The organism is Curtobacterium sp. VKM Ac-2887 (assembly GCF_015350935.1).
Taxonomy (GTDB): Bacteria; Actinomycetota; Actinomycetes; order Actinomycetales; family Microbacteriaceae; genus Curtobacterium.
In genome coordinates this window covers 33371-49434 of record NZ_JADKSB010000009.1, presented here as the reverse complement: position 1 = coordinate 49434, position 16064 = coordinate 33371, and the positions used below count along the sequence as shown (strand labels likewise).

Here is a 16064-nt window from a genome sequence, read left to right as displayed (position 1 = left end):
CACGCGTGCTCCACCTCCCCAGAACTCCCACGCACCAGGAGACACACATGACCAAGCCCCGCCGCTGGGCGCTCCTCACCGGAGCAGCGATCGCCGTGAGCGCCCTGCTCGCCGGATGTTCCGGGGGCGGTTCCGCCACCTCGAACGCGAATCCGGACGAGATCAACTACGCCCTTCCCGCGAACTTCACGCCCAACTGGATCCTGCCGATCGGCACCGCCGCGCACCTCAACACGAACAACGGCTCCATCGCGCAGTCGCTGTACGAGCCGCTCGTCGCGTACGACGGCTCCACCGGCAAGATCGCGTGGAACAAGGACGGGTCCGTCGCCACGGACGCGGAGTTCGCCGACGACGGCAAGAGCGTCGAGATCACCCTCGGTGACCGGCACTGGTCCGACGGCGAGGCGATCACGAGCCGCGACGTCGAGTTCTGGTTCAACCTGATCAAGGCGAACAAGGACCAGTGGGGCTCGTACTCGAAGGGCAAGGCGCCGGACAACTGGACCTCGTTCAAGACCGTCGACGACACCCACTTCACGATCACGTTCGACAAGGCGTACAACTCGGACTGGATGCTCGCCAACCAGCTGAGCCACATCATCCCGCTGCCGCAGCACGCCTGGGACAAGACGAGCGCGAGCGCCAAGGTCACCGACGCCGACGAGACCACCGCCGGCGCGAAGCAGGTCTGGAAGTACCTGAACACCGCGGCCGGCAAGATCTCCGACTACGCCACCGACGACCTGTGGAAGACCATCTCCGGTCCCTACGGCGTGAAGGCGTTCACCACCGCCGGCAAGGTCACCCTCACCGCGAACACGAAGTACGACGGCGGCGAGAAGCCCTCGATCACGACCGTCAACCTGCTGCCGTTCACGACGGCCGACGCCGAGGTGAACGCGGTCCGCTCCGGCGAGGTCGACTACGGCTACATCAACGCCACGGACATGGACCAGGAGTCCTCGTTCACGGCGAAGGGCTACGAGGTCGAGCCGTGGACCGGCTGGGCCATCACGTACATGCCGTACAACTTCAACAACCCGGACATGGGCGCCGTCTTCAAGCAGCTGTACGCCCGCCAGGCCGTGCAGATGTCGATCGACCAGAAGTCCCTGTCGAAGGTCGTCTTCAACGGCACCGCCACCTCGACCTACGGCCCGATCCCGCAGGCGCAGGAGTCCGACTACGTCTCCGACGTGCAGAAGGACAACCCGTACCCGTTCAGCACGTCGAAGGCCAAGGACCTGCTGACCAGCCACGGCTGGGAGGAGCAGGGCGGCACGATGGTCTGCACCGACCCCGGCACGTCCGACAGCCAGTGCGGTGAGGGCGTGAAGAACGGCACGAAGTTCACCATGGGTGTCCTGTCGCAGTCCGGCTCGACCGTGACCGACAACATGATGAGCGCGATCCAGTCCTCGCTCGCGAAGACCGGCATCGGCTTCACCATCAAGACCGCGCCGGTGTCGAGCGTGCTCTCGCAGACCCCGACCTGCACGAGCGACGAGGCCAGCTGCGACTGGGACCTGTCGTTCTTCGGCACCGCGGGCAGCTGGTACTTCCCGGCCTACCCGACCGGTGAGTCGCTCTTCTCGACCGGGGGTTCGGCGAACTTCGGCAGCTACTCGAACAAGCAGGTCGACGACCTCATCGACGCGACCACCACCTCGACCGACGCCACCGCCGTGCAGGACTACAGCGCCGCGGTCGCGAAGGACCTGCCGGTGATCTGGCTGCCGAGCCCCGACTACCAGATCTCGGTCGTCAAGAAGGGCCTGTCCGGGTTCGACCAGGACTCGCTCGCCAACTTCCACCCGGCCCAGTGGAAGTGGACCAAGTAGGAACGTGACCACGGACGGAAGGCGCGGTGTGCGCCCGACGCGCACCGCGCCTCCCGTCCGCTCCGACGCAACAACCCAGACGACGGAAGCCGCATGACCACAGTCCTCTACCTCACCAGGCGCGTCCTGCAGGCGCTCGCGGTGATCCTCATCGTCACGATCGTGGTGTTCTGCCTGCTGCACGCGCTGCCCGGCGGACCCGCCCGCGGTGTCCTCGGCGTCTCCGCGACGCCCGCGCAGATCACCGCGTTCAACCAGGCGCAGGGACTCGACCAGGCCCTGCCGGTGCAGTACCTGCGGTTCCTCGGCCGCCTGCTCACCGGTGACCTCGGCACCTCGTACACGCTCAACGAACCGGTGTCGCAGCTCATCGCCGAACGCCTGCCGAAGACCCTCGTCCTCACCGGCATCTCCGCCGTCCTCGGCCTCGTCATCGCGATCCCGGTCGGCATGCTCCAGGCCGCCCGCCGCAACGGCGCGGTCGACTACGCCGCCACCGCGCTGGCCTTCGTCTTCTACTCGACGCCGGCCTTCTTCCTCGGCCTCATCCTGATCATCGTGTTCAGCCAGCAGCTGCCGTGGCTGCCGTCGCAGGCGCCGAGCGGCACCACGCTCGCCGAGGTGTTCCAGGACCCCGCCGGGCTCGTCCTGCCCGTCGTCACCGGAGCGCTCGCGATGATCGCCGTGTTCAGCCGGTACATGCGGGCCTCGACCCTCGAGAACCTGCAGGAGGACTACGTCCGCACCGCCCGCGCCGGTGGTGCGTCGACGATGACGATCCTGCGCCGGCACGTGTTCCGGAACTCGCTGACGCCCGTCGTCGCGATGCTCGGCTACTACCTGCCCGTGCTGTTCGGCGGTGCCCTGGTCACGGAGCAGCTGTTCAACTACCCCGGTATGGGGCTCCTGTTCTGGAACGCGGCGCAGTCGTCGGACTACCCGACGCTGCTCGGCTGCGTCCTCGTCATCTCCATCGCGACCGTCATCGGCACCCTGCTCGCCGACGTCGCGCAGTCCCTCATCGATCCGCGAGTGAAGGCGAGCCGCGCATGAGCGCCGTACAACTGGCACCCGAAGCACCGGGCGCTCCCGTCACCGTCGCGGCCACCGGGTTCCGGCTCGCCGCCCGTCGGTTCCGCGGCAACACGCTCGCCGTGATCGGCCTGGCCGTGATCGTCGTCATCGTCCTGTTCTGCTTCGTCGGGCCGTTCCTGTACCCGACCGACCAGACCCACACCCTGCTCGAGCAGGCGAACCAGGGTCCGAGCGCGGCGCACTGGCTCGGCACCGACGCCGTCGGCCACGACGTGCTCGGCCGGCTGATGTACGGCGGCAAGGTCTCGCTCATGGTCGGCATCGCCGCCGGGGTCCTGGCCACGGTCGTCGGCACCCTGTGGGGTTCGGTCGCCGGCTACGTCGGCGGCTGGGTCGACGCGCTGATGATGCGCGTCGTCGACGCGGGCATCGCGATCCCGGCGCTGTTCATCCTGCTCGTCATCTCGGCCATCACGACCCCCGGTGTCGCCGGGCTCATCCTGATCCTCGGGCTGGTGTCGTGGCTGGTGCCGTCCCGCCTGATCCGCGCCGAGACCCTGACGCTGAAGAACCGCGACTACGTGCTCACCCTGCGTGCGATCGGCGGCTCGCACGCCCGCGCCATCGGCAAGCACCTGCTGCCGAACTCGGTGTCCACGATCGTCGTCGCCGCGACCTTCCAGGTCGCCGACGCGATCCTGCTCGTCGCCTACGTCTCGTACCTCGGGCTCGGCGTGCAGCCGCCCGCGACGGACTGGGGCGGCATGCTCTCGGCGGGACTCACCGCCGCGTACTCCGGACGCTGGTGGCTCATCGTGCCCCCGGGTCTGGCCGTGATCCTGATCGTCTGCGCGTTCAACGCCGTGGGCGACGGACTCCGGGACGCCTTCGACGTGAGGGGCCGCTGATGACCACCGAACCGATCCTGCGGACGACCGACCTCGGCGTCTCGTTCAGCACCGAGTCCGGTACCGTGTCGGCCGTGCGGGGCGTGTCCCTGACGGTCGCGCCGGGCGAGACGCTCGCCCTGGTCGGCGAGTCCGGCTCCGGCAAGTCCACGGTGGCGCTCGCCGCGATGGGGCTGCTCTCCGGCAACGCGACGGCGACGGGCAGCGCGCTCGTCGCCGGTCACGAGGTCGTCGGTGCTCCCGAACCGTCGCTCCGTGCCCTGCGGGGCTCGACGGTTTCGATGGTCTTCCAGGAGCCCGCGACGGCCCTCGACCCGCTCACCCGGGTCGGCGCGCAGATCGCCGAGGTGATCCGGAACCACCGAACGGTCACCGCCGCGCAGGCCGCGGCCGAGGCCGTCGACCTGCTCCGCCGCGTCGGCATCCCCGACCCCGAGTCGCGCACGCGGTCGTTCCCGTTCCAGCTGTCGGGTGGGCAACGCCAGCGCGTGGTGATCGCGATGGCGATCGCGAACTCGCCGAAGCTGCTCATCGCGGACGAGCCGACGACCGCCCTCGACGTGACCGTGCAGGCCGAGATCCTCGAACTGCTCCGGAAGCTCGCCGTCGACACCGGCACGGGCGTGCTGCTCGTGACGCACAACATGGGCGTCGTCGCGGACTTCGCAGACCGCGTCGCGGTCATGCTGCAGGGCGAGATCGTCGAGACCGGCAGCGTCGAGGACGTCCTGCTCCGTCCGGAGCACGAGTACACGAAGCGGCTGCTCGCCGCGGTGCCGCGGCTCGACGTGGCGGGCGACCGTCCCGCCGCTCCGGTCGACACGGGGTCCGCTGACGCGGCGGCCGGGAGGCCCGGTGCGGCCCCGGTGGTCGACCTGCGGGACGTCACGGTGACGTTCGGGCGCGGGGCGCGCGCCGTCCACGCGTTGCAGGGGATCGACATCGCCGTGCACGCGGGCGAGACGGTCGGCCTGGTCGGCGAGTCCGGCTCCGGCAAGTCCACCGCGGCCCGGGTGGCGCTCGGGCTCATCACGCCGACGTCCGGCACGGTGTCGCTGTTCGGGCAGGACCTGCGCAGCGCCCGTGGTCGTGATCGCCGGGCGCTCCGGTCCGGCATCGGCGTCGTGCTGCAGGACCCGGTGGCCTCGCTCGACGCCCGGATGTCCGTGGCGGAGTGCATCGCCGAACCGCTCGCCGTGCACCGCCGTGGGATGTCGTCGGCGGACCGTCGTCGGCGGATCGACGAGGTGCTCGACGCCGTCCGGCTGCCGCGGACCCTGGCGTCCCGTGCCCCGCGCGAACTCTCCGGCGGGCAGCGCCAGCGGGTCTCGCTCGCCCGTGCCCTGGTGCTCGAGCCGCGGTTGCTCGTCGCCGACGAACCGACCTCGGCGCTCGACGTCAGCGTGCAGGAGACCGTGCTCGAGGTCCTCGGTGAACTGCAGGACGACCTGGGGTTCGCGTGCCTGTTCGTCTCGCACGACCTGGCCGTCGTGCAACACTTCGCCGAACGCGTCGTGGTGATGCGCCAGGGCGTCGTCGAGGAGCAGGGCACCACCGGCACGACCCTGCTCCACCCCACCACCGACTACACCAGGCGCCTGCTCGCCGCCGTACCCGTGCCGGACCCCGTCCTGCAACGGCAGCGCCGGACGGAGCGTCTCGCCTCGCTCGCGGCGGTGACCGCGTGACCCGGGTGATCGCCGGCGTCGACGTCGGCGGCACGAACACCAAGGTCGTGCTGACGACCCCCGACCTCGAGGTCATCGACCGCGTCGATCTGCCGACGCCCGCCCACGCGGGTGGGGCGGCGATCGTGACGGCCGCCGTCGGGGCGGTGACGGGCCTGCTCGTCCGGCACCGGGCCTCCTTGACGGGTGTCGGGGTGGGCGCGGCCGGCGTGGTCGACGCGGCCACGGGCACCGTCCTGGTGACGGGCAACTCGTTCACCGGCTGGGCCGGTTACGGCGTGACCCGCGCGGTCAACGACGCCCTCGGCGTGCCGGCGACGCTCGACAACGACGTGAACGCGTTCCTGCTCGGCGAGATCGCCACGGGTGCCGTCGCGGGGGAGTCCGACGTGCTCGGGATGACCCTCGGCACCGGGGTCGGCGGTGCGTTCGTGCTCGGCGGACGGCTGTTCGCGGGGCCGCGCGGCGCCGCCGGTGAGATCGGCCACGTGCCGGGCTTCGGTGACGCGCTGTGCACCTGCGGACAGATCGGACACCTCGAGACGATCGCGGGCGCGCGTGGCATCGCCGACCGGTACGCCGAACGATCCGGCCGGCGGCTGTCGGCGCGTGACGTCGCCGTCGCCGCACGCGCCGGTGACACGGACGCCGCTGCCGTCTTCCAGGCCGCGGGGTGGGGCCTGGCGCGCGCCGCCCTGCTCACCGCGGGGATCCTCGACGTCACGACGATCGTGATCGGCGGCGGCATCGCGCGGTCGTGGGACCTGCTCGAACCGGCCATCACCGCGGCGATCGCGGCCGAGCCCCCGGTGAGCGGCGCGACGATCCGGCTGGCGCAGTCGACCCTCGGGTCGGACGCCGTGGCGCTCGGTGCCGCGTCGCAGGTGCGCGCGCTCGTGCTCGAGGCCGAGCCGGCGTAGCGACGGACCCGGGGCGGGTCGGGTCAGCGCACCCAGACGACGATGCCGCGCAGGTCGTGCAGCACGGCCGCCAGACCCGCGCGCAGCGCGCGGGCGGCGCGCTCCTCCGTGAAGGTGGACGGGTCGTAGTGGCTCGACGGTCCGAGTCCTTCGCCACGGAAGCCGCCGCCGGTCCAGTCCGCGGCCGTCACGTTCGACGTCGGCTCGGCGATCTCGGCACCCACGACCAGGAACTGCTGGTGGAGCGCCGTCGGCGACACCGCGGCGAGCGGGTCGACCATGTGGTTGCCGACACTGATCACCAGGTCGGACCGCTCGTCGATCGCCCGGGTGACCGCCGCGATCCGGTCGTCGGCGTCCGTCGCCGACACCCTCGTGACGGTGACGTCCTCGTCCGCCGCCCACGACGCGACGGCGTCGAGCAGGGTCCGGGTCGGGGCGTCGTGGGCGTCACCGGCGTCCGACAGCAGCACGACGTCGTAGTCGTCGGGGGCGTGGACCCCGGACCACGAACCCGGCTCCGGGTGGATGGTGGCCTCGGGTGCCGGCGGCTGCGTCGGGTCGGAGAAGCCCGCGCCGAGGGCACCGGCCGTGGCTCGCGCCGTCGCCGACGTGCCGGTGCCGGTGCCGGCGTCGGTTCCGGCTCCTGCGTCGGTCCCGCCGGGTGTCGCCGAGCACCCGGCCAGCAGGGCGACGCCGGTGCCGACGAGGGCGACGGTGGTCAGCAGGACGGTCGTCCGGGCAGCGAGGCGGGTCACTGCATCATCGAAACACGTCGGTGTGCCGCACCGGGCCGGCTCCGGCGGCTGTCCGGCACCTGTCCCACTGCTGGTCACCACCTGTTCACCTGCCGGTCGTCCGAGGGCCGGATCGTCTGCGCGTGCCTTCCGGAACCCCCGTCGCGCTGCTGCGCGCCCGCCCTGCCCGTCCGTCCCACCCGTCCGCGCTGATCGCACGGGTCGTCGCCGCGCTCCTGCTGCTCGGGGTGGTCGTCGTCGGCGTGCTGGCCGGGGCGTCACCGGCGTCGGCGCACGGCTTCAGCTCGGTCGTCTACGCGAAGGTGACGTCGACGGAACCGACCGTCGTGCACGCGGAGCTCGGGCTCGAGTACGACCTGATGCTCGTGTCGGTCGCCACGAGCGAGCACGACGACGCATTCCACACGCAGGGGCAGGCGGCCTGGGACGACGGCGACTTCCCGGGGATGGTGTCGGCGGCCGAGGCGCACACTGACGCGCTCGGGAAGTACGTGTCCGACCGGTTCACGGTGACGGGGGCCGGCGGGCAGCGCTGCACGGCCGTGCTCGGGAAGACCGTGACGGTCGACCTGCAGGACGAGGTGCCGTACGCCCACGTGACGGCGGACTTCACCTGCCCGGAGCCGTCGGAGACGCAGACCGGACACGTCGTGACGTCGACGTTGTTCCCGGACAGTGAGACCTTCGTGCGCGACACCAAGACGATCGTCACCTACGACGTCGACGCGAAGCAGGGATCAGCGACGCTCGACGCTTCGCAGCCGTCGTTCTCGACCGAGCAGTCGGCCGGGCAGCGCTTCTGGGAGTTCTTCCGCCTCGGTGCCGAGCACCTGCTGACCGGCATCGACCACATCCTGTTCCTCGTCGCGCTCATCGCCGGGTCACGGCGCCTGCGCGAGGTGGTCTACACCGCGTCGGCGTTCACCATCGCGCACTCGATCACGTTCATCCTCGCCGCGCTCGGGGTGGTGAGCCCGCCCGCGATCGTCGTCGAGCCGCTCATCGCCCTGTCCATCGCCGCCGTGGCCGGCTGGTACCTGTGGCGGCTCTGGCGGCGCCGGTCGCGGGCCGACGAACTCGTGGTCGGTGAACACGGGCACTTCTCGCTCGACCGGGCCGGCTGGACACGCCTGGCCGTCGTGTTCGCGTTCGGGCTCATCCACGGGCTCGGGTTCGCCGGGGCGCTGGGCATCCACGAGGCGTTCTCGTGGCAGCTGCTCGTGTCGCTCCTCATCTTCAACGTCGGCATCGAGGCGGTGCAGCTCGCGATCATCGTCATCGTCTTCCCACCGCTGTCCCTCCTGCGTCGGAAGGCCCACCGGGTCTCGCTCTGGGTCACCGGACTCGTGACCGCCGGGGTGTTCGTCATGGGGATGATCTGGTTCGTCGAGCGACTCGCGGCGGGATGACGGTGGTCCGCTCCTGAACAGCGACGACTTGTCACTCAGCGTTTACCAAGACGTTTCGCAGTGCATGCAGAGTCTTCCGTGCTGCACCATCCCACGTCTGAGAAACGGACCGCCATGAGTCTCCTGTCCGGCGCCACCACACGGCGCAGAACCACCACCCTCCGCGTGTGCGGAGCCGTCCTCGGGGCCGCGCTCATCGCCGGTGCCTCGATGGTCGGCACGAACGTCGCATCCGCCGCGACGAACACCCCCACCACCAACATCTCCACCGGCGGCCCGCTCCACATCCTGCTGGGCGTCGGTGCCACCGAGAGCCAGCGCATCGCCTCGTGGTACTTCCCGACGAACGTCGCGCAGTCGCTCGAGATCCAGAAGACCGCGTCGATGACCGACGGGGTCTTCACCGACGCCAAGTCGACGATCGCCGCGTCGAAGGCCGCGAACACCGCAGTCGACACGAGCACGACGGACTCGAACACGAAGAGCATCGACGGCATCGCCGCCGAGTCGGGCTACATCAACGCCCACGCCACGATCTCGGACCTCGAGCCGAACACCTCGTACACGTACCACGTCGGTGCGGCGGACGGGTCGGCCTGGTCGGCGTCGTACACGTTCACCACGAAGAGCTTCTCCGGCGACTTCGACTTCCTGTTCTTCGGTGACCCGCAGATCGGTTCGTCGGGCTACGTCGACGACGACGGCGCCGGCTGGGCGGACACGCTGCGGTACGCCACGACGACCGAGCCGGACGCCGAGCTCCTGGTCTCCGGTGGCGACCAGATCGAGCACGCCAACAACGAGTACGAGTGGGGTGCGTTCGCCGACAGCAGCGACGTCCTCAAGCGCTACCCGTGGGCCTCGACCATCGGCAACCACGACGTCGGCGGCAAGGCGTACGAGCAGCACAACCAGGTGCCGAACTCGCTCAAGGTGCCGGACTTCTACCCGGGCGGCAACACCACCGCGAACTCGGGTGGTGACTACTGGTACATGTACAAGGGCGTCCTGTTCATCGACATCAACTCGAACGCGTACGCGGCCGGATCGGACGCTGCCCACGTGAACTACGTGCGCGACGTCATCAACCGCTACGGCGACGACGCGAAGTGGACCACGCTGGTCTACCACCACTCGATCTACTCGCCGGCCGACCACGCGAACGACAAGGACAACCAGCAGCGCCGGTTCGACTTCACGCGTGCGTTCTCCGACATGGGCGTCGACCTCGTCCTGCAGGGCCACGACCACTCCTACTCGCGCAGCTACGCGATCAAGAACGGCAAGAAGGCCAACGTCAACGAGCAGCCCGCTGCTCCCGAGGTCTTCTCCGGCCCCGGCGGCGTCATCTACATGACGGCGAACTCGGCCTCCGGCTCGAAGTACTACGACCTGACCGCTCCGGACGCCACCCAGAGCGGCTACGGCGCAGACCCGCTCGACCCGACCGGCAAGCGCCACTGGGCCAACTCGGTCGAGAACCAGGAGCACGTCCGCTCCTTCGTCAAGGTCTCGGTCACCGACGAGAAGCTCTCCGTGCAGGACATCCGCGCCGGCGACTGCACCACGCTCAACTCGGCGGTCCAGCACGGCAACGTCGACAGCTGCGGCGTGACGCTCCAGCCGACCGCCAACGCCGACCCGGCCGCGATCGGATCGACCGTCGACCAGTTCGACCTGCACGCCACGCTGCCCGCGACGACCACGACGCTCGCCGTCTCCGCCGCGTCGCAGACCGTCAACGCGGCGAAGCCGGCCACGGTCACCGCGACCATCGCCGGTGGCATCGGCAAGCAGCAGGGCACGCTGACGGTCTCGGACGGCAAGAAGGTTCTCGGCACCGTCCCCGTCAAGAACAGCACCGCGACCATGACGCTCCCGAGCGCCCTGGCCATCGGCACGCACTCCCTCACCGCCAAGTTCGTCAACGCGGACTCGACCTTCTCGGGCACCGACTCGGCGACCGCGAAGGCCACCACCGTCACCGTCACGAAGGCCCCGTCCCGGACGGCGCTCAAGTACAGCGGCGGCAAGGCGACCGTGCAGGTCAAGGCCACGGGCTTCACCGTGAACGGCACCGCGCGGATCTACCAGGGCACGAAGCGCCTGGCGACCGTCACCGTCAAGAACGGCAAGGTCACCTCGGCGCTCGCGCTGAAGAAGGGCACGCACAAGCTGCACGCCGTCTTCGCCGGCACCGACACCCTGACGACGAGCACCAGCCCGGTGCAGTCGATCGTCATCAAGTAGTACCAACGCACCAGCGAGGGCCCCGCGACTCCGGTCGCGGGGCCCTCGTGCGTCGTTCAGGACTGCGCGATCGTGAAGCGAGGACGACGATCGCCACGGGCATGCCGACCACGGCGACCACCACGACCACAAGGCTCCGTGGGATCGATCGGTTCCGAACACGTTGTGTAAGCGATGGGTTACTGATGGTACTTGTAAGCGATCGGTGACAGGGTTACGCTGTAACCGGACGATTACAGCGGAGGCGCACATGCGAGTCGACACTGCCCTTGCACTGGGCGATCTCGTGCACGAACGCCGCACGCGTCTCGGTTGGTCCCAGGCTGAACTCGCCGAGCGGATGGGTGTCAGCCGCAGATGGGTCAACGAGTTCGAGGGCGGAAAGGGCACCGCGCAGCTCCGTCTGGCCTTCGACGCGCTGACCGTCCTCGGCCTGGTCCTCGAGGCGAACGAGCGTGACCGATGAGCGAGCTGCGCGCGTTCCTCGACGGTGTGCCGGTCGGCACCTTCGAGATGAGCACCGGTGGGAACACCACCTTCACCTACGACGAGGCGTATCGGAACCTGCCCGACGCGACCCCGGTGTCGTTGTCGATGCGAACCGGCCGCGCCAGATGGAAGGCAAAGGCGGCCGGACCGTTCCTCGCGGGACTGCTTCCCGACAGCCCGGAGCGGCTGCGCGAACTCGCTTCGGAGCACCACGTCACCGAGAACCCGTTCCGGCTGCTTGAGCGCCTCGGCCGTGATGCCGCTGGTGCCGTGCAGCTGCTCCCTCCGGCGACGGACTCCTCGGACGCGGCGGTCCGGCGTGGTGCCGTGCACCGCCTGACGGACGACGACTTCGACGGCTTGGTCGACGCGCTCGCGCGCAACCCGGGATCGTGGGGCGGCACGATGAACGCCGGACGGTGGTCGCTCGCGGGCGCGCAGAGCAAAGCCGCCCTGTTCCGCTTCGACGACGGGACCTGGGGTGTGCCGCAGGACTCGACCCCGACGACCCACATCATCAAGCCCGCCATCGCGACGATGCCGGACCACGACGTGAACGAGTACGTGTCGATGGAGGCCGCTCGGCTCCTCGGACTGCAGGTCGCGGACCACGAGTTGCTGCGGACCTCAACCGGCGCCCGGGTGTTCGTCAGCAAGCGGTACGACCGAGTCCGTGACGATGACGGGTCATGGCGTCGGCTCCACCAGGAGGACCTCTGCCAAGCGCTGTCCGTCTACCCGTCCAGGAAGTACCAGGAAGAGGGCGGACCATCGGCGAAGCAGATCGCGGTGCTCCTCCGCGGAGCCATCGCGCAGCCCGACGAACGCCGTGATGCGCAGCGACGGTTCTTCGAGGCGCTGGTGCTGAACGTCGCGATGCTCGGAACGGATGCCCACGCGAAGAACTACTCGCTCCTCCTCGACGGCCCCTCTGTCCGCCTGGCGCCTCTGTACGACCTCGGCTCACACGCTGCGTACCCGTCAGCTGACGGTTCGACGCTGCGCGGCGCGATGTCCGTCGGCGACGAGTACCGCTTCGACGGGATCGGTGAGGAGCAGTTCCGTGACATCGGCAGGTCCCTGGACATCGCTCCGGACGAGGCAACCGATCGCTACCGAAACATCACCTCCGGCGTCGCCGCAGCGTTCGCGCAGGCGGCGGCAACGGTGGAGGAGTCATTCGGTCGAGAGCTCGCCGACGCTGTGGCACGGAACGCGACGCGTCGCGGTTGGTGAGCTGAGCGGAGAGCGACCGCGCGCTCCGCGCGGGTCGCGGCTACGCTCCACTCCACCGGGGCCAGGGGCGGCCCCACCAGGGGACCAGGGGCACACCATGACGGCACGACGACGCGCAACGGTCGGGATCACGATCGCACTCACACTGATCGGCGTGCTCGTCACGCCGGTCACCGCGGCGGTGGCCGCTCCGGACGACGGCGCGCTCACCGTCATGCTCACCGACCCGGAGAAGCGGCCGCTCGCGATGGAGGGCGTGGTCGTCGACCTCCGCACCCCGGACGGCGGGACCGCCGACTCGGCGACGAGCGACCGCCGCGGCCGGATGACGTTCGACGCCGTCCCGGCCGGCACGTGGACGCTGCACGGTGAGCGCGAGGGCTCGTACGGCTTCGATGACGTGGTCCCGGCGGAGCGGACCGGCGTCGTGGTCAGCGCCGGTGGGCACGAGACCGTCGTGCTGGTGGTGCGGCGGGGTGCCTCGATCGGCGGCACCGCCCACAACCCGTACGGCGCGGACCTGTCCGGCGCAGCGGTCGTCGTCCGTGGCTGGAACACCGGCACTGTGCGGCGGACCGTCACCTCGCCCGACGGCCACTACTGGGTGCACGGGCTGCCGAGCGACGACTACAGCGTGCAGGTCAACGCGCACGACGAGACGCTCGACTCGTGGCCGGCGTTGCGCAACGAGTCGTGGGGCTTCCACCGCGATCCCGGCTCCACTGCGGAGCGCTCGTACGTCCGGGTCGCGCACCAGGCCGGGGGCCGCACCGAGACGGTCGTGGACGGCATCGATGCGAGCTCGACCCGGGGCGTCACCCTGACCGGGATCCTCAACCCGCAGCTCGACACCGACTTCACCGGGGCCACGGTCCACGTGTACGGCGAGTCGATCGGCAGCACCTTCGACACGCACCTGAGCTACTGGTCGCCCGGTCGGGGCGGGACCTTCGGCGCAGTCCTGAGCCCCGGACGCTACAAGGTCGAGGTCGTCGGCTGGTCGCCGACCCAGCGCCGGTACGTCTCGTACTGGTACGGCGGCGAGGGCAACCGGCCCGTCGCGGACCGTGCGGCGTCGCACACGATCGTCATCCGCGACGAGAGCCGCTCGATCTCGTTCTGGAGCACCCGCTGACGGGGGCCGCTGATGCGTCAGCCGGCGCGTCCGTCGGTGGGTGCCGGCTCGGTGATCCGTTCACCGGTCGTCGGGTCCCAGCCGACGGTGCGGGGTTCGGCAGGCCGAACGCGGCGCTCGGTCTTCGGGAAGAACCCTCGCGTGGACGGCAGGTAGCTCAGGACCGTCGCGGCGACGAGGGCGATCGGGTAGAGGAAGCCCACGGCCCCCGCGCCGAGCGCGAGCCCGACCACGGTGTTCACCACGGCGAAGCCGGCCACGATGGCGAGCCAGAGCCGTGCGGACTCCGATCCGCGGGCCATCCGGATCGCCAGCCAGACGAACAGGGCCGCGAAGGCGAGGCCGATGATCGCGCCGACCAGTGCGACGGCGAGCCCACCGTCGGTGTTCACCACCGCGACGACCAGGAACCCGAGGCGGACGAGCACCACAGCGCACCAGATGCCGGACGCGATGGTGACGACGGTCGGGCGCGTCCTCCGAGCGGTGTTCGTGCTCATGTCGCTCCTTCGGTTTCCCGGTCGACACGATCCTAGGGCGGCCCCGTCCGCCGAAGTGCGGACTGGCGCGGCCCCCGAACGAGGGTCAGGATGCTGCCTAGTTGCACAGCGCAACGGGTCAGGTGCTTCCCCCGACAGAGGAGTCGTCATGAAGAAGTCCATCGCAGCCGCGTTCGCCGCGGCAGCCGTCATCACCGCAGGCGTGTTCGCCGCGTCACCCGCCTCGGCCCTACCGGCCAGCACCAAGGTCGTCGGCGGCGAGAAGGCCCCCACCACCTCGTGGGCCGTCCAGCTCGAAGCGTCGGGCGGCTCCATCCCGTCGGGCTACGTCAGCAACTGCACGGGCGAGCAGATCAACGCCTCGTGGATCCTCACCGCCCGTCACTGCATCGACGGCATCGGTGCGATGAACGTCTACCACTCGAACTCCACGACCAACCGGGGCACCGCCGTCGCCGTCGACCGGGTCTCCGCCGCACCGGCCGGCGACATCGCGCTCGTGCACCTGAAGAGCGCCTACTCGCTGTCCACCTACGCCCCGCTCGACCTCACCGCGACCGCCAAGTCGAGCGGCACCGGCACCATCCAGGGCTACGGCCTGCGCGCGAACGCGACCCAGTCCGACGGGCTCTACCAGGCCACCGTCTCGCTCACCGGTGCGAGCACCGACGCGTACAGCGGTCGTGCGCAGCACCTCACCGGCGTGACCGGTGCCTCGAACCACGGCGACTCCGGCGGCCCGCTGCTCGTGAACGGCAAGGTCGTCGCCGTCTGCTCCACCGGTGACAGCGCCGACCCCGGCGCCGACACCAAGGCCGGCTCGAACTACGCCCTGCTGTCGCAGGCCTCGTCCTGGATCCGGACCACGGCCGGCGTCTGAACCACGTGGCGGACGGGAGGCCCGTGGCGACGCCGCCACGGGCCTCCCGTCCGTCATCAGCCGTGTCCCAGGACCGCAGCGGCTGAACGCGCGTCCACGCGCGACGACGACAGTGGAACGCATGAGCCAGTACGACAAGCGCGACCCGAACACCCTCTACCCGGCCCCGCCGTACCCGAAGCAGGAGCAGTCGCTGCCGGGTGCCGCGTGGAAGATGGACCCGAAGCCCGACCACGGCGAAGAGAGCTACGTCGGCCGGGAACGCCTCACCGGCTACCGGGGCATCATCACCGGCGCCGACTCCGGCATCGGTCGCGCCGCCGCCATCGCCCTCTCGCGTGAGGGTGCCGACCTGGTGCTGTCCTACCTGCCGGACGAGCAGCAGGACGCCGAACAGGTCCGCGACCTGCTCGAGTCCGAGGGGCGTCGCGCCGTCCTGTTCCCGGGGGACATCTCCGACGAGCAGTACTGCACGGACCTGGTGCAGAAGGGCGTCGACGAGTTCGGCGGTCTCGACACCCTGGTCATGGTCGCCGGCCGCATGGACAGCAACGAGGACATCCTGACCCTCGACACGTCGATGTTCGACTCGACGTTCAAGACCAACATCTACTCGCTGTTCTGGCTGACCAAGGCAGCGGTGCCGCACCTCGAGCCGGGCTCCACCATCGTGACGACCGGTTCGATCCAGGCATCGACGCCCTCGGCCGACAAGATCGACTACGCCGTGTCGAAGGGCGCGATCAAGCTCTTCACCGAGGCCGTCGCCCAGCAGCTCGCACCGAAGGGCATCCGTGTGAACTCCGTCGCCCCCGGACCGGTCTGGACGCCGCTGCAGCCGGGATCCGACGACGCCGAGACCGTGTCGCACTTCGGCGAGACCTCGCCGTTCGGCCGCCCCGGACAGCCGGCCGAGCTCGGTGCCGCGTACGTGCACCTGGTGAGCCCGGAGTCGAGCTACCAGTCAGGGTCGACGATCACGATCGCCGGCGGAACGCCCGCGTTCTGATCG

General features: G+C 70.1%; 14 protein-coding genes. 12 read left to right on the top strand and 2 right to left on the bottom strand.

Annotated features, from left to right (window positions below):
• Positions 1–47: 47 nt before the first annotated feature.
• The 5 genes from ITJ69_RS11850 to ITJ69_RS11830 all read left to right on the top strand — a co-directional run bounded on the left by ITJ69_RS11850 (position 48) and on the right by ITJ69_RS11830 (position 6395).
• On the top strand, positions 48–1844 hold the full coding sequence (locus ITJ69_RS11850) for a peptide ABC transporter substrate-binding protein (protein WP_194672849.1): 1797 nt from the start codon (positions 48–50) through the stop codon (positions 1842–1844).
• 93 nt (positions 1845–1937) lie between these two features.
• Entirely contained in the window at positions 1938–2897 is a 960-nt protein-coding gene (locus tag ITJ69_RS11845; protein WP_194672848.1) for an ABC transporter permease, read from the top strand.
• Positions 2894–3787, top strand: a complete 894-nt coding sequence (locus ITJ69_RS11840) for an ABC transporter permease (protein ID WP_111085912.1) — start codon at positions 2894–2896, stop codon at positions 3785–3787. The genes ITJ69_RS11845 and ITJ69_RS11840 overlap by 4 nt, the downstream gene beginning before the upstream one ends.
• Complete coding sequence (locus ITJ69_RS11835; protein ID WP_194672847.1) at positions 3787–5475, top strand: dipeptide ABC transporter ATP-binding protein; 1689 nt, start codon at positions 3787–3789, stop codon at positions 5473–5475. Before ITJ69_RS11840 ends, ITJ69_RS11835 begins: the two co-directional genes overlap by 1 nt.
• The gene (locus ITJ69_RS11830) at positions 5472–6395 is read left to right on the top strand and encodes an ROK family protein (RefSeq protein WP_207895507.1); all 924 of its coding nucleotides are present in this window, start codon (positions 5472–5474) and stop codon (positions 6393–6395) included. Before ITJ69_RS11835 ends, ITJ69_RS11830 begins: the two co-directional genes overlap by 4 nt.
• A 23-nt stretch (positions 6396–6418) precedes the next feature.
• Here the strand turns inward: ITJ69_RS11830 and ITJ69_RS11825 are convergent, their stop codons facing one another.
• On the bottom strand, positions 6419–7153 hold the full coding sequence (locus ITJ69_RS11825) for a hypothetical protein (protein ID WP_194672846.1): 735 nt from the start codon (positions 7151–7153) through the stop codon (positions 6419–6421).
• A 122-nt stretch (positions 7154–7275) separates the two neighbouring features.
• Between ITJ69_RS11825 and ITJ69_RS11820 the strand changes: the two genes are divergently transcribed.
• From ITJ69_RS11820 to ITJ69_RS11800, 5 genes are all read left to right on the top strand, one after another.
• Positions 7276–8562, top strand: a complete 1287-nt coding sequence (locus ITJ69_RS11820; RefSeq protein WP_194672845.1) for a HupE/UreJ family protein — start codon at positions 7276–7278, stop codon at positions 8560–8562.
• Between the two features lie 114 nt (positions 8563–8676).
• On the top strand, positions 8677–10812 hold the full coding sequence (locus tag ITJ69_RS11815) for an Ig-like domain repeat protein (RefSeq protein WP_194672844.1): 2136 nt from the start codon (positions 8677–8679) through the stop codon (positions 10810–10812).
• Positions 10813–11062: 250 nt separating this feature from the next.
• Positions 11063–11278, top strand: a complete 216-nt coding sequence (locus ITJ69_RS11810; protein WP_123937260.1) for a helix-turn-helix domain-containing protein — start codon at positions 11063–11065, stop codon at positions 11276–11278.
• Positions 11275–12537, top strand: a complete 1263-nt coding sequence (locus ITJ69_RS11805; RefSeq protein ID WP_194672843.1) for a type II toxin-antitoxin system HipA family toxin — start codon at positions 11275–11277, stop codon at positions 12535–12537. Before ITJ69_RS11810 ends, ITJ69_RS11805 begins: the two co-directional genes overlap by 4 nt.
• 97 nt (positions 12538–12634) lie before the next feature.
• A complete protein-coding gene (locus tag ITJ69_RS11800; RefSeq protein ID WP_194672842.1) occupies positions 12635–13672 on the top strand; it encodes a carboxypeptidase-like regulatory domain-containing protein in 1038 nt (345 codons plus the stop codon).
• 17 nt (positions 13673–13689) lie between these two features.
• Here the strand turns inward: ITJ69_RS11800 and ITJ69_RS11795 are convergent, their stop codons facing one another.
• Positions 13690–14172, bottom strand: a complete 483-nt coding sequence (locus ITJ69_RS11795; protein ID WP_194672841.1) for a hypothetical protein — start codon at positions 14170–14172, stop codon at positions 13690–13692.
• A gap of 148 nt (positions 14173–14320) precedes the next feature.
• Here ITJ69_RS11795 and ITJ69_RS11790 point away from each other — a divergent pair, with 148 nt between their 5' ends.
• Both ITJ69_RS11790 and ITJ69_RS11785 read left to right on the top strand, forming a co-directional pair.
• Complete coding sequence (locus ITJ69_RS11790) at positions 14321–15052, top strand: S1 family peptidase (protein ID WP_123294589.1); 732 nt, start codon at positions 14321–14323, stop codon at positions 15050–15052.
• Positions 15053–15173: 121 nt separating this feature from the next.
• Complete coding sequence (locus tag ITJ69_RS11785; RefSeq protein ID WP_194672840.1) at positions 15174–16061, top strand: SDR family oxidoreductase; 888 nt, start codon at positions 15174–15176, stop codon at positions 16059–16061.
• The last annotated feature ends 3 nt before the right edge of the window (positions 16062–16064 follow it).